This window comes from Tenacibaculum aiptasiae (assembly GCF_965221665.1).
Taxonomy (GTDB): Bacteria; Bacteroidota; Bacteroidia; order Flavobacteriales; family Flavobacteriaceae; genus Polaribacter; species Polaribacter aiptasiae.
In genome coordinates, this window is sequence record NZ_CBDCSN010000002.1 from 577688 (window position 1) to 597047 (window position 19360).

At 31.6% G+C, this 19360-nt stretch carries 15 protein-coding genes and 2 tRNA genes; 14 read left to right on the forward strand and 3 right to left on the reverse strand.

Annotated features, from left to right (window positions below):
* The first annotated feature begins 6 nt into the window (after positions 1-6).
* The 11 genes from metH (at position 7) to ACOQN8_RS03045 (ending at position 9330) form a co-directional block, all read left to right on the forward strand.
* The gene (gene metH, locus ACOQN8_RS02995; RefSeq protein WP_420551548.1) at positions 7-2685 is read left to right on the forward strand and encodes a methionine synthase; all 2679 of its coding nucleotides are present in this window, start codon (positions 7-9) and stop codon (positions 2683-2685) included.
* 9 nt (positions 2686-2694) lie between these two features.
* On the forward strand, positions 2695-3651 hold the full coding sequence (gene metF / locus ACOQN8_RS03000) for a methylenetetrahydrofolate reductase [NAD(P)H] (RefSeq protein ID WP_420551549.1): 957 nt from the start codon (positions 2695-2697) through the stop codon (positions 3649-3651).
* Between the two features lie 131 nt (positions 3652-3782).
* Positions 3783-4100, forward strand: coding sequence for a thioredoxin (gene trxA / locus ACOQN8_RS03005; RefSeq protein ID WP_150900047.1), 318 nt, complete (start codon positions 3783-3785; stop codon positions 4098-4100).
* Positions 4101-4170: 70 nt separating this feature from the next.
* Positions 4171-5091 (forward strand): DUF58 domain-containing protein, encoded by a 921-nt coding sequence (locus ACOQN8_RS03010; protein WP_420551550.1) that lies wholly within the window; start codon positions 4171-4173, stop codon positions 5089-5091.
* A 54-nt stretch (positions 5092-5145) separates the two neighbouring features.
* A tRNA-Asp gene (locus tag ACOQN8_RS03015) sits at positions 5146-5219 on the forward strand.
* A 44-nt stretch (positions 5220-5263) separates the two neighbouring features.
* Positions 5264-5337, forward strand: a tRNA-Asp gene (locus tag ACOQN8_RS03020).
* Positions 5338-5542: 205 nt separating this feature from the next.
* Positions 5543-6817 (forward strand): tyrosine-type recombinase/integrase, encoded by a 1275-nt coding sequence (locus ACOQN8_RS03025; RefSeq protein WP_420551551.1) that lies wholly within the window; start codon positions 5543-5545, stop codon positions 6815-6817.
* 8 nt (positions 6818-6825) lie between these two features.
* Positions 6826-7458 carry a hypothetical protein gene (locus tag ACOQN8_RS03030; RefSeq protein WP_420551552.1) on the forward strand — a complete coding sequence of 211 codons (633 nt, stop codon included), beginning with the start codon at positions 6826-6828 and terminating at the stop codon, positions 7456-7458.
* A gap of 97 nt (positions 7459-7555) precedes the next feature.
* Positions 7556-7843, forward strand: coding sequence for a helix-turn-helix domain-containing protein (locus tag ACOQN8_RS03035; protein WP_420551553.1), 288 nt, complete (start codon positions 7556-7558; stop codon positions 7841-7843).
* Positions 7844-7850: 7 nt separating this feature from the next.
* Complete coding sequence (locus tag ACOQN8_RS03040; RefSeq protein ID WP_420551554.1) at positions 7851-8876, forward strand: hypothetical protein; 1026 nt, start codon at positions 7851-7853, stop codon at positions 8874-8876.
* A 133-nt stretch (positions 8877-9009) separates the two neighbouring features.
* Entirely contained in the window at positions 9010-9330 is a 321-nt protein-coding gene (locus ACOQN8_RS03045) for a phBC6A51 family helix-turn-helix protein (RefSeq protein ID WP_420551555.1), read from the forward strand.
* A gap of 11 nt (positions 9331-9341) precedes the next feature.
* On the opposite strand, the gene ACOQN8_RS03050 is transcribed toward ACOQN8_RS03045, so the two are convergent.
* Positions 9342-9941 (reverse strand): TetR/AcrR family transcriptional regulator, encoded by a 600-nt coding sequence (locus tag ACOQN8_RS03050; RefSeq protein WP_420551556.1) that lies wholly within the window; start codon positions 9939-9941, stop codon positions 9342-9344.
* Positions 9942-10042: 101 nt separating this feature from the next.
* Between ACOQN8_RS03050 and ACOQN8_RS03055 the strand changes: the two genes are divergently transcribed.
* The 3 genes from ACOQN8_RS03055 (at position 10043) to ACOQN8_RS03065 (ending at position 14316) form a co-directional block, all read left to right on the forward strand.
* A complete protein-coding gene (locus ACOQN8_RS03055) occupies positions 10043-10828 on the forward strand; it encodes a GIN domain-containing protein (RefSeq protein ID WP_420551557.1) in 786 nt (261 codons plus the stop codon).
* Positions 10829-10911: 83 nt separating this feature from the next.
* Positions 10912-13203: a M28 family peptidase gene (locus tag ACOQN8_RS03060; protein ID WP_420551558.1), complete on the forward strand. Its 2292-nt coding sequence runs from the start codon at positions 10912-10914 to the stop codon at positions 13201-13203.
* Positions 13204-13491: 288 nt separating this feature from the next.
* Positions 13492-14316 carry a hypothetical protein gene (locus tag ACOQN8_RS03065; protein WP_420551559.1) on the forward strand — a complete coding sequence of 275 codons (825 nt, stop codon included), beginning with the start codon at positions 13492-13494 and terminating at the stop codon, positions 14314-14316.
* Between the two features lie 221 nt (positions 14317-14537).
* Here ACOQN8_RS03065 and ACOQN8_RS03070 read toward each other — a convergent pair whose 3' ends face one another.
* Both ACOQN8_RS03070 and ACOQN8_RS03075 read right to left on the reverse strand, forming a co-directional pair.
* Complete coding sequence (locus tag ACOQN8_RS03070) at positions 14538-16076, reverse strand: RagB/SusD family nutrient uptake outer membrane protein (RefSeq protein ID WP_420551560.1); 1539 nt, start codon at positions 16074-16076, stop codon at positions 14538-14540.
* 15 nt (positions 16077-16091) lie between these two features.
* Entirely contained in the window at positions 16092-19220 is a 3129-nt protein-coding gene (locus ACOQN8_RS03075; protein WP_420551561.1) for a SusC/RagA family TonB-linked outer membrane protein, read from the reverse strand.
* Between the last annotated feature and the right edge of the window lie 140 nt (positions 19221-19360).

The following is a 19360-nucleotide window of genomic DNA, read 5'->3' on the forward strand; positions in this document are numbered from 1 at the left end:
ATGAAGATGAGTACACAACAAAGAAAATTCATGCGTTTATCGGGTTTAGAGCCTTTAATTATTACCGAAAATAGCAACTTCATTAATGTAGGCGAACGTACCAATGTAGCTGGATCTCGTAAATTTTTACGGTTAATAAAAGAAGAAAAATATGACGAAGCACTCGCTATAGCAAGGCATCAAGTAGATGGAGGAGCACAAATTATCGATATTAATATGGATGATGGTTTAATTGACGGAAAAGAAGCCATGGTTCGTTTTTTAAACTTGATTGCTGCCGAACCTGATATTTGTCGTGTTCCTATTATGATAGATAGCTCTAAATGGGAAATTATAGAAGCTGGCTTACAAGTAGTACAAGGGAAATGCGTTGTCAATTCTATTAGTTTAAAAGAAGGTGAAGAAAAATTTATTTGGGAAGCAACTCAAATAAAGCGCTATGGAGCTGCAGTAATTGTAATGGCATTTGATGAAGTTGGGCAAGCAGATAATTATCAACGAAGAATAGAAATAGCTGAACGTTCGTATAAAGTTTTAGTAGATAAAGTTGGATTTCCTTCAGAAGATATCATCTTCGATTTAAATATTTTCCCAGTAGCTACAGGAATGGAAGAACACAGAAAAAATGCTATCGATTTTATAGAAGCAACTCGATGGGTACGTAATAATTTACCTAATGTTAGTGTTAGTGGTGGTGTAAGTAATGTTTCTTTTTCATTTAGAGGAAATAATACGGTAAGAGAAGCAATGCATTCCGTTTTTCTATACTATGCAATTCAAGCAGGTATGAATATTGGAATTGTAAATCCGGCTATGCTAGAAGTTTATGATGACATTCCTAAAGATCTTTTAGAATATATAGAAGATGTAATTTTAGATAGACGTGACGATGCTACTGAACGATTATTGGACTTTGCTGAAACTGTAAAAGGAAAGAAAAAAGAAGATGATGGAAGAGCATTAGAATGGCGAAACTTATCATTACAAGAGCGAATTACACATTCATTGGTAAAAGGAATTGATGCTTTTATTGTGGAAGACACGGAAGAAGCTAGATTAACTGTAGAAAGACCTTTACATGTAATTGAAGGACATTTGATGACTGGAATGAATGTGGTTGGTGATTTATTTGGTTCTGGAAAAATGTTTTTACCACAAGTTGTAAAATCGGCCAGAGTAATGAAAAAAGCAGTAGCATATCTTAACCCTTTTATTGAAGCAGAAAAAGGTGAAGAACAAAAAGCGCTAGGTAAAATTTTAATGGCTACTGTAAAAGGTGATGTTCATGATATAGGTAAAAATATTGTCTCAGTAGTTTTAGGATGTAATAACTATGAAATAGTTGATTTAGGAGTAATGGTTCCTCCTGAAAAAATTATTGAAACCGCAAAAAAGGAAAAAGTAGATGCCATTGGATTAAGTGGCTTAATCACCCCATCATTAGATGAAATGGTATACCTAGCCAAAGAAATGGAACGTCAAAATTTAGATGTACCATTACTCATTGGAGGTGCTACAACTTCCAAAGCACATACAGCAGTAAAAATTGATACTCAATATAAAAACGCAGTAGTACATGTAAATGATGCTTCAAGAGCAGTAACAGTTGTTGGAGATTTATTAAATGAAAACACAAAAAACGAATATGTAGCTAAGCTAAAAAAAGATTACGAAGAGTTTCGTGATAAATTTTTAAAAAGAGGAAAAACAAAAGCATACATTTCTATAGAGGAAGCTCGTAAACGTCAATTTAAAATAAACTGGGAAACAAGCAATATTATAAAACCTAAAGAATTGGGTATTCAAACATTACAACAAGTAAGTTTAAAGGAATTAATCCCTTTTATAGATTGGTCTCCTTTTTTCCGTTCATGGGATTTACATGGAAAATTCCCTGACATTTTAACGGATGAAATTGTAGGTGAACAGGCTACTAGTTTATATGAAGATGCTCAAAAAATGTTGCAAGAAATTGTAGCTAAACAATTATTAAAACCTAAAGGAATTTTTGGATTATTTGAAGCTAATTCTGTTAATATAGATGATATATCTATCCAAAAAAAAGGAAAAGAAGTAGCTGTATTTAGAACGCTTCGTCAACAATTAAAAAAACGAGATGACAAACCAAGCTTTGCTTTAGCAGATTTTATAGCTCCAAAAGAAACTGGCAAAAAGGATTATATGGGAGCTTTCTGTACAGCTATTTTTGGCGCAGATGAATTAGCTACAAAATATAAAGATCAACAGGACGATTACAATGCTATCATGGCACAAGCACTGGCCGATCGTTTTGCTGAAGCTTTCGCAGAATATTTACATCATAGAATAAGAACAAAACACTGGGGATATAGCATAGACGAAAACTTAACTAACGAAGAATTAATAAAAGAAAACTATAAAGGTATTCGTCCAGCTCCAGGATACCCAGCATGTCCAGATCATTTAGAAAAAGAAACTATTTGGCAATTATTAGAAGTTGAAAAACAAATTGGAGTTTCCTTAACAGAAAGCTTGGCAATGTGGCCAGCAGCAGCTGTATCTGGTTATTATTTTGCAAATGAAGAATCTAAATATTTTGGATTAGGAAAAATAACCGATGACCAAGTAAAAGATTATGCCACAAGAAAAAACATCACATTAGACAAAGCAAGAAAATGGTTGCATCCAACAATTGCCGACAATTAAAATAACATTATGAAAGTTACAGAACATATAAAAAATGCCAATGGTAAAACATTGTTTTCATTTGAAATATTGCCTCCTTTAAAAGGACAACATATACAATCTATTTTTAATAATATAGATCCTTTAATGGAATTCAATCCACCTTTTATAGATGTTACCTATCACAGAGAGGAATATATTTATAAAGAACTTGAAAATGGCTTATTAAAAAAACAAGTGGTTAAAAAAAGACCTGGTACAGTAGGCATTTGTGCAGCCATTCAAAATAAATATCAGGTAGATGCTGTGCCACATATTTTATGTGGTGGTTTTACAAAAGAAGATACCGAGAACTTTTTAATCGATTTAGATTTTTTAGGAATAGATAATGTTGTAGCATTGCGAGGTGATGCAGTAAAAAGCGAGACATACTTTAAACCAGAAAAAGATGGACATAAATATGCAAGCGAACTTGTTTCTCAAATTCAAAGCTTAAATAATGGAAAATATTTAGATGACGAATTACAAAATTCATCACAAACAAATTTCTGCATAGGGGTTGCTGGGTATCCAGAAAAGCATATGGAAGCTCCAAGTTTAGATTCTGATATCCATTTTTTGAAAAAGAAAATTAAAAATGGAGCTACTTATATAGTGACTCAAATGTTTTTTGACAATCAAAAGTACTTTGACTTTGTAGCTAAATGCAGAACTGAAGGAATCACAGTTCCTATTATCCCTGGTCTTAAACCTATTTCAACAAAAAAACAACTTAATTTAATTCCACATCGTTTTAAAGTTGATTTGCCAGACGATTTAATTATGAGTGTAGTAAAATGTAAAGACAACAGCGAAGTTCGTCAAATAGGTATAGAATGGTGTATACATCAAAGTAAAGAATTAATAAAAGCAGGAGTTCCGTTATTACATTATTATTCTATGGGAAAATCAACCAATATTCAACAAATAGCAAAAGAAGTCTTTTAAACTTGTAAGGAAATAGAAAGTATTGATACTATGATAGTAAAAAGTAATTTTTGTAAAATTGTATTGGTAAAATATTTGATTACTTTTGTAACTTACAAACAAAGACAATAACTTAATTAAAATATAATAAAATGGCATTAGAAATTACAGATGCAAACTTTCAAGAAGTAGTATTAAATTCTGACAAACCAGTATTGGTTGATTTTTGGGCAGCTTGGTGTGGGCCATGTAGAATGGTTGGACCTATTGTTGATGAAATTCATAATGAATATGAAGGAAAAGCTGTAGTTGGTAAAGTTGACGTTGACAACAACCAAGAGTTTGCTGCTAAATATGGTGTAAGAAACATTCCTACAGTATTAATCTTTAAAAACGGTGAAGTAGTAGACAAACAAGTTGGTGCTGCTCCTAAGAAAGCGTATACTGATAAAATTGATGCTGCTTTATAATCAGTACAATTACAATATATAACAAGAAAAGGTTTGGCTATCGCTAAACCTTTTTTTATTTTCGGGCTATATGATTGATTTAAATAGTACTTCCTCAGAAATTAAAAATCTTGATATTCTTGCAAAGCAAGTAGTAGAAGGGTTTATAACAGGTATGCATAAAAGTCCTTTTCATGGATTTTCTGTTGAGTTTTCAGAACATAAATTATATAACAAAGGTGAAAGTACTCGTCATATAGATTGGAAGCTCTTTGCTAAAACAGAAAAACTTTATACTAAAAAGTATGAAGAGGAAACAAATTTACGTTGTCACTTAATTATTGACAACTCTGCTTCAATGCATTATCCTATAATAAAAACGCAATCTCTAGATAAATTAAATAAAATTGGTTTTTCAGCCATCGCAGCAGCCTCATTAATGGAAATTTTAAAACGTCAAAGAGATGCTGTAGGCTTAAGTATCTATTCTGACACTTATGAGTACTACGCTCCTGAAAAAGGCAGTGAGCGTCATAGGAAAATGTTGTTAAACCAATTAGAAAGCTTGTTAAGCTCAAATTCAAAGGCTACAACAGAAACTCATGAGTATTTACATGAAATTGCTGAAAAAATACATAGGCGTTCTTTAATCTTCTTATTTACGGATATGTTTCAAACAACAAAAAATGAAGAGGAACTTTTTGAGGCTTTAAGACATTTAAAATACGATAAACACGAAGTTATATTATTTCATACTTACGATAAAAAGACTGAATTCTTATTTGATTTTGGTAATACTCCAAAAAAATTTGTTGATGTAGAAACTGGCGAAGAAATAAATTTATATGCTGAAAATGTTCAAGAAAATTACAAAGAATTAAGCTCGAAATTCTTCAACAACCTAAAGAACAAATGCTTACAATACAAAATAGATTACATCCCTGTTGATATTAATGAAGGCTACGATAAAATTCTTACCGCATATTTAATCAGCAGGCAAAAAAAAATGTGATTTCTCCTTTTTTTTTTAAAAAAAGATTATATATTTGCATCCGCTTAGAGCAACGGTCTGGTAGTTCAGCTGGTTAGAATACATGCCTGTCACGCATGGGGTCGCGGGTTCGAGTCCCGTCCAGACCGCTAAAGTTTTTTCTAAGCTCACATAATATATTGCTAAAAGCAACGGTCTGGTAGTTCAGCTGGTTAGAATACATGCCTGTCACGCATGGGGTCGCGGGTTCGAGTCCCGTCCAGACCGCTAAAGGGTTTATCGAAAGATAGACCCTTTTTCTTTTTCTTAATATTTTCAACACTTACACCCTATAGAAACTATAAAACTAGATTAAAAAGAATTAAGCTAAACCAAAAAAAAGTGTCTACTTTTTGTCTATATAGCTATTTTTAAAGTGTCTACTTTTTGTCTACCATCCTAATTTTAATTATTTTCATTGAAAATTAAAAAAATGGCTAGGATAAGCTTTGTTCTTAAAGAACCCTATTCGAAACGTGAAACTCCAATAATTTGCACCATCTCTTACTCAGGGCTAAGAGTAAAAACCTCAACAAAGCAAAAAATAAAACCGTCAGCTTGGAATAAAAAATCTAAATCGGTAAAAAAGAACTGGACAGAATACAACTCCATCCAAGAAGAACTAAACAGAATAGAAATTATAATAAAAAGCACATTAACCGACTTAAAAGAAAAATACAATGGCTTACCCAACGAAAAGGAGCTTAAAAAAATACTTGACACTAAGCTATTCAAAGAAGACACAAACTCATTAGAAATATCTTTCTGGACACACTTCGATGACTTTAAAAAAAAGCTAGAAAACAAAAAGAATACAATAACTGGAAGACCTATAAGCAAAGGGACAAGATGCAGCTATAACCAAACTTTTAACCACCTTAAACAATTTGAACAAAAAACTGGCAACACTATCTCTTTCTTAACACTCAGTAACGAACTATACGATGATTTAATCAAATACTTTGAACAAAAACTCAACCTAAATTCTAACACCATAGGTAAACACATAAAAAACATTAAAAGCCTTATTAATAACGCAAAACTTGAAAAAGGGATTCAGTTACCAATATCTTATCAAGAAAAGTATTGGCGTGTTCATAAGAGAGAGAAAACAGCGGATGAAATTGTTTTTTTATCTGAAGAAGAATTAGCAGAACTTGAAAAATTAGACTTAACTAACAATTTAACAATGGACAAAGCTAGAGATATTTTACTTCTAGGCTCTTGGACAGGTCTTAGAATTAGTGATATTTTTAGAATAAAAAAAGAACACATAGACTTAGAGTCTAGAGTAATAAAGATTAGAGTTAAGAAAACTGACAGACTAGTTATCACTCCAATACATCCAACTACTTTTAAAATTTTAAAAAAGCACAATTTTGAAGCACCTAAAATCTCTTCACAAAAAGTTAATGAGAACCTTAAGCTAGTATGTCAAGAAATTGAAACTTTGAAAGACGAGATTACAATTTCTGAGTTAAAAGGAGGGGAATTAAAAAAAGTAAAATATCAACGATTTGACAGAGTTACAAGTCATACTGGGCGTAGATCATTCGCATCCAACATGTACAGAAGAAAAGTACCTATTCAACAAATTATGGCTGTTACAGGACACAAAAAAGAAAAAGACTTTTTCAAGTACATAGGTGTTTCAAAAGAAGAGCTCGTAGAGGGTTTCTCGGAAATGTTTAACAAATGGTATAAATAACAATCAAAATGCTAAAATGTGAAGATTTCAGTAATGTAATAAGCTTCTTTAACGAAGTAAGAGGAATTGAACAAACTTACACTTTAACCACAAGTAGTAAATCAGAAATCAGCTTAAGACTATCTCTAAAATATGCTATAAGCCAAATAGATGCTTGGCTACCTACAATGTTTGATGATGAGAAATTAAGTTGCTGTACAAAAATACTAGATGTTATAGAGCAAATTTTTGATGAGGCTAGGACAAAAGAAAACCAAGAAACACAACTTAAAGCCTTAAACCAATTTAAAAAGGAAGTTCTAAAACATATTACCCCACCTGAAATAAAGGCTGAAAAATTTGATTTTAACATTTTTAAAGGTCAACAAGAATATACGTTCTTTATAAAAACTCTTAGAGAAGCTAACGTATTAGATTATAACCTAAAGCCTCTGAAAAAATTTCAAGCAATTTGCAAAGCTATATTTGACAACAAACATTACAAGGAACATATTTTCACTTATGACCTAACAATGAAAAGCTATGTAACCTTTCTAAACAACACTTACAACCAAAACATAAACCCAAACGCAATGTCGAAAGGAGACCTCCATGAGATTTTTGTAGAGACCTATTTTAACAAAAATTTTAACCCTAATTAATACATTTTAATCTTTCCAAACAAATCCAAATTTTTCCCAAATAACTTAACTCTACTGATTAACTAATCTTGCCATAAAATACCTAAAAACATATTTTATGGCACAGAATATTATACAGCTACAAAACTTAAATATACACGAATTAAAGCAGATTGTTAGTGATGCCGTTAGAGAAGAAGTCAGCAAAATAAACGATAGCGATTCCAACACCAAAGACGAACTATTAACAAGAGAACAGGCTGCCACTTTTTTAAACATTAGCTTACCTACATTAAGAAGCTATGTTGTAAGAGGAGTAATTTCAGAGAAAAGGCTTGGTAAAAAACTTTACTATAGTAAAAAAGCACTTATCTCGTCAATGGTAGATAGTAAAAACAAGTACTAAAACTGCTATGACAACCTCTCTTCTATATAACAATGTGAAATCATTTCCAAAAATCGGAAATTTAATAGGTGTAGACAAACTTATCCTTGACCTGCCTAATGATACAATTTCAGAAAACAAACTAAAGCTGAGAGACAGGGTGTTAAATATATCAGAAGATACTGGATTAATCAATTATAGTGTAGGAAAGCTTATCAGTAACGAGAATATAGAAGTTAGAACCTATCAAAGTCATATACGACTTACAATTAACCCTGTAATTGAAGTATACGGAAGTAATTTTCACACAATAACGAATGAGGTTTTACAAAAATACTTATTAGACTTACAAGAAAAGCTGGAAGTAAATATTTTTGATGCGAAAATTAGAAGACTAGACTTGCAAGCTACACTTAAAATGCTTTACAACCCTCCATCATACTTTGAGGTTTTAGGAAGTCATAAACACTTAATAAAAAATTTACTTTTTAAAGACTCCCTATACTATAACTCTAAATCTAAAAACAAATACAAAACATTGCTTTTTTACGATAAGTCTAAAAAAGAAGAGAAGAGCATACCTACAGAGTTTAACGAGGGTAGATACTTAAGATACGAGGCTCAATACTATAATAAATTCTTAAAGAGAATAGCTAAAAAGCTAAGCAAAAACACCCTTACTCTTAAGGATATATTTGAGAAAACAACTTATGACGAACTTATAAAAGCTTGGTACAACGATTACACAGAAATTTACAAAGAGCAAAAAACTATGTTCAATCCTCACAATATAAACAAACCCTCAGACATAGATAAATTATTAGCTAGTGAGGGAATAAAGAAAATTGGAAGCGTTGAAGAAACTTCTAAAATGATTGCTACAACACTAACTCTAACAGGTAAAACTTCATCCTTTATTAGTAAGGTTAAAAATAGAATAAAGAATATTGCTAGCAACAACAGTTCTATTATAGAAACTCCTTTTTTAGATGAATTAGACAACAAAATTACCCAAACCTACAATAACTCAAAAAACCTCATAAAAACTCCTTAAAACACATTTTAAGCAAACCTCTAATTAAATCGTAACAAAACATAAAATCCATCTCTTATAAGGGGCTTAAAAAAGCTTTATAAAGAATAGTTGTTAAGAAAATTTTGGAGTATCACAAAATAAATTAAACAAAATGCAACACTTCTTAGAAAATCTAAAATTTGAAAATAACAACCTATCTACTCGAATCAAGAAAAAACAAATGGTCAAAGCTATGTATAGCAGCTATGGAAATGCCAGCTTAGCTTGTAGAGTTGTAGGTATTAATCGTTCAACTCATTATAGATGGCTTAAAAACGATAATAAATACGCTATAGCAATAGATGAGGTTTATGAAAGAAGACTAGACGAATCAGAGGCTATCCTAATGGAGCTAATAGCTAAAGGAAACACAAAAGCCATCATCTTTTACTTAACCACAAAAGGAAAACATAGAGGATACAATATTAAATAATAATTTACTATTTAAATTTTCTCCAATTGCTTCCTGCCTTTTTCTGTCAAATAAGGGTAAATCATACTCCAAACCACATCTTTACTAGAATTATCTAACCCCTTTACATCGAATCCTATGGTTCTTTCTTGAGTTATCCAAAATGTTGTTACTAACCAGATACTGTGCATTAAAAGGTTATAATTTACATACTCACTTTCTTTTTTAAGTATACCTACATTTATAAATAAATCTATTAATTTTCGACCATCTTTAAATCGTTCTATAGTTAACTTTTTAAAACCATCTCCAATTTTTGGGTATTTATTAGCAATAAAAACCATATCATTAAAAAAGAACTTATACGAATTTTGAAAGTCTATAAATTTTAAACGAAATTTTTCATAATCTTTTACTGTTGGTTCTTCACCTATTTCAAAATAATCTGATGAATCAATAATCATTTGTTTTAGAATAGCTTCTAATATGCTCTCTTTTGTTTTGAAATGATAGGTTAAATTCCCAACACTTATTTTTAAAATTTCAGCAATTTTATTTGGCGATACATTTGTAACACCATCCCTATTAAAAAGTTCGATAGACTTACTTAATATTTTAATTTTCAACTTCATTTATAAGCTCAATTTGTTAACAAATATATAAAATTAGTATACAAATACTAATTATTAGTATAATTATACTAATTTTGTATTCTCAATATAAAACAATAGAAATGAGAAGAGTAAATTTAAAAACAACTGTATTATCACTATTAATTATTATTGGTTTAACCATTGTATCTTGTAGTAGTGAAGATGATAACAACCTAAACAATAATAATTCTTGTATTAGTGGAGCCACAATACAAGGTGAAGGACCAATAGTTACAAGAACATTATCTATTGAGGATTTTAATAGCATTAATGCCTCTGGTAGAGCAAATATTACCATAACGCAAGGTAACACTCAAGAAGTAACAGCGACAGGACAAGCCAATATTATTGAAGCAATTACAACAGGTGTAAACAATGATATTTGGGATATTGGGCTAGAAGGACCTTGTGGTTATAGCTACGACGAGTTATCAATTAATATTGTAGTGCCTAATATTAACAAAATAGAATCTGGTGGTATAAATACTATTGTGGTCAACGATTTTAACAATCAAACCGAGTTAGCTATAGATTTAGGTGGCTCTGGCTCTTTAACTTTAAATGCTTTTGAAGGCATTACTGCATTAGACTTTAGTGCAGGTGGTACTGGTTCCTTTACAGCTAACAAAGACATCACAACTTTGAACACTTTAAATATTAACCAATCAGGAGCATTTGAATATTCAGGATTTAACATTAATGTTGATGACTGTACTATAATTGCAGGTGGTACTGGAACTACAGAAGTTACTGTACAGAATAATCTTGATGTAACCATCTCTGGAACAGCAACTGTTCGTTACAAAGGTAATCCTACAATTACACAAAATATTAGTGGTACTGGTCAACTGATAGAAGCTAACTAATTTTTTAATTTAAGTATTTAGAGATTTAAAGTTAACTTTAAATCTCTAAATACTTTTTAATTGAATAAAATATAACCTCTCATATGAAACGTTACATTCCTTTTTTATCATTAATAATCATTATAAGTTCGGTTTTTTACGGCTTTTATTCTTTAATGCCACGAACCATTTCTGATGCCTCTACCCCATTAACCCAATTTTCTACTGAAAGAGCTTTAGTTCATCTTAAAGAAATTTCTAAAAAAGCACATTATTTAGGCACAGAAGAACACAGAAATGTTAGAAAATATATTGTAGAAGAACTAAAGAAGCTTGGACTTGAAGTTAACATTGAAGAAGCAGAAGTTTTTAATAATGATGGTTATGGAGCGGGTGCAAAAGTTTACAACATTATTGCAAAAATAAAGGGAACTAACAATAGCAAAGCTTTAATGCTAAGCACACATTATGACTCAGATACTAGAGGTTCTTTAGGTGCTAGTGATGCTGGTAGTGGTGTAGTAACCATTTTAGAAGGTATTAGAGCGTATTTGGCAACAGGAAAAAAACCAAAAAATGATATTATTATTTTAATTACTGATGCCGAAGAATTAGGTTTATTAGGTGCTACAGCTTATGCACAAAAACATAACGTTAGTGAAGAAGTAGGTTTAATTTTAATTTTTGAGGCTAGAGGTTCTGGTGGACCAAGCTATATGCTTTTTGAAACCAATAGTGGTAACAAAAAAATAGTGGAAGCCGTACAAAAGACGAATCCAAAATATGTAGCATCTACATCGCTAATGTATAGCATATCTAAAATGATACCTAATACAACAGACCTTACAGCTTTTACAAAAGGAACTGATGTTAACGGGTTAAGTTTTGCCTTTATTGACGACCATTTTGATTATCACACGTCACAGGACAGTTATGAACGTTTAGATGCTATCTCACTAGAACACCAAGGAACTTACTTAATGCCATTACTTAATTACTTAGCTGATGCAGATATTAGCAACCTAAATACAACAGAAGATTCGGTGTATTTTAATTTTCCGCATATTGGTATAATCATGTATTCTTACACTTGGATTTTTCCTTTAATCATAATTTGTCTTATTATTTTTATTGGTTTGGTAGCTTATGGTATCATAAAGAAAAAATTGAATACCAATGAAATGCTAAAAGGGTTTATTCCGTTTTTTGTATCGCTTATAGTTTCTGGATTGGTTGTTAAATATGGCTGGTTATTAATAAAAATAATTTATCCACAGTATAATGACATACCACAAGGGTTTACGTATAATGGTAATATATATATCCTTGGATTTTCTGCTCTCACTTTAGCAATCTGTTTTATGTTTTACAAGAAATATTTTGCCTCTTACAAAAGCATTAACTTGTTAATAGCACCTTTATTTGTTTGGATACTAATTAATATTGGTGTTGCATTTTATTTAAAAGGAGCTGCGTATTTTATTGTTTCAGTTGTAACTGGTTTAAGTATTTTAGGAGTTTTATTGTTTTCAAAAAATGAAAATAAATATAGATTACTTTTGACTACTTTATTAGCTATCCCTTTTCTAATTATTTTGTCACCAGGAGTACACCAACTTCCAGTTACTTTAGGAACTGATTTTATGTTTGCGGGCACAACGTTTATTGTCCTTTTGTTTGGATTGTTTGCGTCTATAATATCTAATTATAAGAACTTTAAACTAGGGCGCATCTTTTTAGGATTAGCGTTAATTGCCTTTGTTTCAGCATCGTTTCAGTCCAGTTATTCAGTAGATAGAAAAAAACCTAATGGCGTAAATTATGTATTAAACGTAGATGACAATACAGCCTTTTGGGGAAGCAGAGATTATGCCGTTGATGAGTTTACACAGCAGTTCTTAGGTGAGCATCCCGAAAAATTTGAAAACAGCTATTATAAGTTTACTAATAAGGCAGACGTAAAACCTATTAAGCAACCAACTATAGATATAAAAAAAGACACCATTATTGATGATTTAAGACATATAGATTTTTCTATAATAAGCAATAGAACAGTGAACAAAATGGAGTTATACGCCAAAAATGACTTTACTATTAAAAATTTAAGTATTAATGGTTATGAATTCAAAAAGAACGGAGATAACGACTATGTATTTAATACCAAAAACAGAAAATGGATTGGAGATTATAATTATGCATATCAAGATTCTATTATAAATATTAGTTTTTCTGTTTTACCTAATGAAAAGCCTGAAATTTCTTTAAGCGAAATTTCATACGATTTACTTAAAAATCCAAATTTTAATATTGAACCAAGAAAAGATTATATGATGCAAAATTCTTATCCTGGTGATGTCGTTGATGCTATTATTTTGGTAAAAACAATTCAATTTTAAAAAATTCGTTTAGTAATTAATTTGTAATTTTGTAGTAAATGAAGACGTAAAGTCATAAATAGTAAAATATAAATTAGCGTTAGCTATTATATCTTGTCAAGGAAAACTGGTAATTTTAAACGACATAAGATAAATAGACTATACGCTCACGCTATGGCGTGGGCTGTGTTTATTTGTGTCGTGGGTATACCAGTACCTCCTTGGCGATAAGCTACAGTACCCACGCTTTTTTTTATGTTGTGTTAATCATTGCTTTTTGGGACTGAAAGCATTTAAAATTTCAGCATAATGAAAATAGTTAAAGTAATTTTATCTGTATTATTAATCCTTATTAGCATTGTTGGATTTATTCAATCAGAATTTTCTCCATCAATATTTACCCTATTACTTGGTATATTATTGATACCGCAGGTCTCTAAAAAAATTAAAGAAGCATTTAATCAATGGAATAATAAAGCAATTCGTTATACGACTTATGGGCTATTATTCATTCTTATGGGAGTTACAGTCCCCGAAGTAAAGAAAAGCAACAAAAACTATCAAACCACACCCAATACAAGCAATTTAGAGAAACTCCAAAAAAAGAGTCGTATAATTAATTTGGATGATAAGTTTTGGGATGCTAGTGGAAAAGAAATCAAACCATCTAAAGATGATATTACCTATCGTATAGTTGACTTCCTAAAACACAATAAATCAGGAGTAAAAGGAAGCAAGAATGCCTCAGAACACATGCACTTACTAATTGAAACTAATTCTTATGACAAAAACACCTTAAAAGAAATTATAGAAAGAATTAAGAATAGATATGCTACGTTTGCTCCCGAACAATGTAATATTGATTTTTGGGACAGCAAAAAGGCTTATGAGAAATATTTAGAGAGGGAAATCTTTTTCAAAAACTCTTTCGATAATTTAATGAAAGAGTTTAAAAGAACTAGGAAACCTATAGGGGATAAGTATGAAAAACTCAAATTAAGTTGGGATAGAAAAAACTACCCTTTTATAGCAGAACATTATCCTGCTAGCATTTCTTTTAACAATAAGTTTTACTACTTCCCTTTTAAAGACGAACATTACAATAAAATTAAAGGGAATGACTCAAAAAAATAGAAAAAACAAAAAACAGTCCCTTTTCCGTCTACTAAAATTTACACACAAAAACATAAAACACTGTATAACAGAATGGTAATTAAAAATAAATAAGTCCCGTCCAGACCGAAAAAAGCTTCTCAAATTTGAGAAGCTTTTTTTATTTTACATTTATCTCAAAAAAATAGCTGAGGTTTTTACACCTCAGCCACCCTTCAATCAATGAAGAAATAATTACAAAATTAATTCACTTCATTATTATTATTAATTTCCGACAATGGTACCGGTAAATACGCATGTCCTGCAGAAGTAAATCCAGTTCTATTAGCTGCTTGCATAGCTTGATCTAACATTCCCCACCTTCTTAAATCAAAGAATCTTGTAGACTCCAATGTTAACTCCATAGTTCTTTCATGAATAATTTGATTTTTCACATCATCTTTAGAAGTAACTGTAATTGGAGGCATCAATCCATGCACATCTCTTATTCTATTTATTAATGGTATTGCCTGTGCCGTTGCACCTGTTTCATTTAAAGCTTCAGCATACATCAACATTACATCTGCATACCTCATCAGAACCACATTAACTCCTACATAAGAATTATTCCAAACATAGTTAGGTAACCATTTTCTAAAATACACTTTCCCTGCATTTACATTACCATATTGCCAATTCATTAACTGATCCCAAGTATACCCTTGCATTTGTGGATTATTACCATCATTAAAGAAAGGATCTCTAAAATAAATTGTTCCATACAATCTATTATCATACAAACCATTAGTTGCCACCATACCTTCAGATTTCATTACTGTTTCCAAACCTTTAGTAGCCTCTAATCCACCCCAACCTCCAATAGACCAATCTCCAACAAAAGCATGCAATCTTGTTGCATTCCATGAAGTAGCATCACCTGATTTAAACTGCAGCTCAAAAACAGATTCTTGATTATTCTCATTCTCTCCATTAAAAAGACTTAAAAAATCAGGCTCTAAACCATAACTCCCAACCGCACCATCAACAATAGGTTTAAAAGCATCCAATGCATTTTGAAAATCAGTACTCTCTGACGAAGTAGCATCTCCCGCTTTATACATATACGCCTTCCCTAAATATGCATAAGCCGCTCCTTTTGTAGCCCTTCCTGGCTCTGTAGCATCTTTATTTTTAAGCATTGTTGCAGCCTGCTTAAAATCTTCTATAATTACAGCCCAAGCCTCTGGCCTTGTAGATAAAGCCTTATCTAAAGTTTCCGCTGTTATAATTTCTGTTCTTAAAATTATTTGCTCAAATAATGTTAACAACTTAAAATGATAATAACCCCTTAAAAAAGTTGCCTCACCTATTATTTGTTTTTTATCAGCATCAGATATCTGATCCGCTGTCATTTGACCAACCTTAGTAATCACTTGATTTGCAAAATTCAACCCTTTGTAATTTGTTCTCCAAACTACATTAATATGCGTATGTCCGTTTGTATAATTAAAATTGAAAATTTCTCTCCAATGCGCATAATTCACTGCATCAGGACCAGGCAAAGCATAGTCAGATCGATAATACTCTATTATAGGCCTCCCCTCTTGCCATCCATCCCAAAAATTACTTCTCGATTCTAACTCCGCATAAACTGCTGTTAAGCCAGACATCGCATCATCTGTATTTCTCCAAAAAGAATCAGACGTTAATTGATCAGGCGATTTCTGATCTAAAAAATCATCATCATTACACGATATAAAAACTACTAATGTTAGTAATGCTGTTGTTATTATTTTTTTCATCTTCTGATTGTTTAATTAAAATTGAATTTGCGTTCCCAAAATCACTGATTTATATTGTGGATACAAAGTCCTATCCACACCTCTCGAAAGAATAGAACCTCCAACCTCTGGATCTAAACCACTATAATTTGTAAAAGTGAATAGATTTTGTCCAGTAACAAAGAATCTCAACTTACTCATATTCAACTTTTCTAAAACCTTTTTCGGTAACGAATACCCCAATTGAATTGTTTTAATACGCAGATAACTTCCATCTTCTAAAAAGCGACTTGAAGCCCTATTATTCCTATTAGGATCTCCTAAAACCGCCCTTGGAATATCTGTGTTTGTATTGGTTGGTGTCCAAGCATTCAATGTAGAAGCTTCAAAATTCCTTCCTGTATCTACTCCAATTGATTGAAATCTATTTCCATTATAAATCTTATTACCTCCTACTCCTTGAAAGAAAACATTAAAATCAATTCCTCTATAGTCTGCAGATAGATTTAAACTATACTCATACTTAGGTAAAGCACTCCCCAAATACACCTCATCATCACTATTTAAAACTCCATCTCCATTTTGATCTATAAAACGAATATCTCCTGGCTTTGCATCCGGTTGTAATGTTCCCGTTGGATCATGAGCATCAATCTCTGCTTGATTTTGAAAAATCCCGTTAGCCACCGGCAAAAAGTAAGCTCCTGGCTCGTAACCAACTTTTGTTTGATTCACAAAATGATCAGACCCAAACAATAAACCAGCCCCTCTTAAAACCTGACCTGGTCTTGCTAATTTAGTTACCTCACTATTTAATGTTGAAAAAGTTGCAAATGCTGAAAATTTCACTTCATTAAAACTCTCATTATACCCTAACTCAAACTCAACACCACTATTCTCAAACTCACCTACGTTAATTACTGGGTTTCTAACACCACTAGAAAGTGGCACTTCCTTAACTATTAATAAATCTTTTGTTTTAGTGTTATAATAATTTATAGAACCTTTTATTTTACTATCTAAAACCGAATAATCCACCCCTAAGTTTGAAGAAATATTCGTTTCCCATTGTAAATCTGGATTCTCTAAATCTCTAGCAATTCCTCCTACATACGAAGATTGTGGATTTCCAAAAATATATCCTCCGTTTGACGAGTTAGCACCTTGAGAAATTAACGCTACAAAATCATAATTACCCAAAGCATTATCACTACCAGCTTCTCCCCAACTAAATCTCAACTTTAAGAAATCAAAAATATCTTGATCATTCATAAAGCTTTCCTCGGTAATTTTCCAACCTAATGCAAACGATGGAAAAACACCATATTTATTATTTTTACCAAACTTAGAACTACCATCTCTTCTTATACTTGCTTGAAATAAATATTTATCATCATAAGCATAGTTAACTCTTCCAAATAATGAAGCCAAGGTATATTCTGAATTTGTTCCACTTCCTGAGAACGTTGCTTCTGCAGCCCTAAACGCATTTAATGTTTTAAAATTCTCATCCAATAATGTTATTGGCTCTTTATCATCTAAATCACCATTTCCATCTAAGTCTTGATCAGATATTTTCCATCCTTCAGCCTGAACATATGTTTCTGAAAAAGGCTCAATAATTCTTTGATACCCTCCTAAAAGCTCAATTGCATGTTTCCCAATCTCAGTCTTATAGTTTATAGTATACTCTTGATTAATTCTTCTAAAATCACTGTTATATTCTGACAAAAAGAAGTATTGATTTTGCTCATTATCATCAACATCCCTAACTCTAAAAGGTTTATGAAAAGCATAAGAAAAGTTAGCCAAATTAGATATCGAATAATTCGCTCCTAACTTCAAACCTTCAAACAACTCATACTTAACCCCAACATTTCCTATGAAATACTTTAACTTCGTATATCCTTCTCTAAAAAAATCTTCTCCTACAGGATTTCTATGATCTGGCAAATCTCCATCTCTATACCCATAACCAGAAGGTTTAGTTGGATCTAATATTGGAATCAAAGGCGATATTTGATATGTTTCCCTTAACGAAAACTTATAATTCTCTCTATACGTTTCTGAATAATTAAAAGCTCCAGTTACTTGCAATCTTTCATCAGTAAAAGTTGCATTTGCAAAAAGACCTCTCTTAGTAAATTCTGAACCTATCAGCACTCCTTTTTCATCTGCAAAATTCCCTCCCAGAGTAAAGTTTAACTTCTCTGAAGCACCACTAACTCTTGCATTTAATAATTTCAATTCACCATCTCTATGCGTAGCCCCCAACCAATCAGTATTAGCACTTGGTGGATTTGTCACATAACTAGGTAAAGCAACACCTGCATTTTCATACATTTGTCTATGTACTTGCACATAACCATCTGCATCCAATAATTTCAACTTTTTTCTTTGAGTATTAAAACTTAAAGACTGTTCAATATCAACAGTAATTTTTCCTTTTTTCCCTTTTTTAGTAGATATAATTACCACACCATTTGCAGCTCTTGTTCCATAAATTGAAGCCGAAGCAGCATCTTTCAACACCTCTATAGATTCAATATTATTTGCATCAATAAAATAAGGATCAGCCTGCACACCATCAACAATAAACAACGGTCTATTACTTCCAAAACTTCCAACTCCCCTTATTAAAATATCAGCCACTCCTCCCGGTGTTCCAGAAGATGATGTTACTGTAACTCCAGCAACCCTTCCTTGTAACGCATCCGTAGGGTTTGTAGTTACCACTTTAGTCAACTCTTTTGCTTTTACCTGACCTACCGCACCAGTTACATCACTCTTTTTTTGTGATCCGTAACCTATAATAACCACCTCTTCTAAAGTGTTATCCTCTTCTAAAGTTACATTTATAGTTAATTGATCCCCAACCAACACTTCTTTAGATGCATAACCGACAAAACTATACACCAATACAGTTGCCGGACCTGCCTTAATTTTGTAATCTCCATTAAAATCTGCCTCCACTCCTTTTGACTCACCCTTAACCGTCACTGTAGCTCCAGGCAATCCCAAACCACTTTTATCTGTTATTTTTCCTGCAATTTCTTTCTCTTGAGAAAACACGTTTTGAGAAAAAACCAGCAAAAAACAAACTAGTAGGGTCGAAAAGACTTTTTTCAATAATTTTTGTTGTAATCTTAATTCCTTTTGTTTCATAAGTTAGAAAATATTAGTTTTTATTTTTATACACACCCCGCTTGCTTTCTCTAATACATAAACATTATAATTAATTATAAAAGCCATAGGTATACAGCTAATCTAAAACTAGTTACACAAAAATCAAACCAGTACCTACC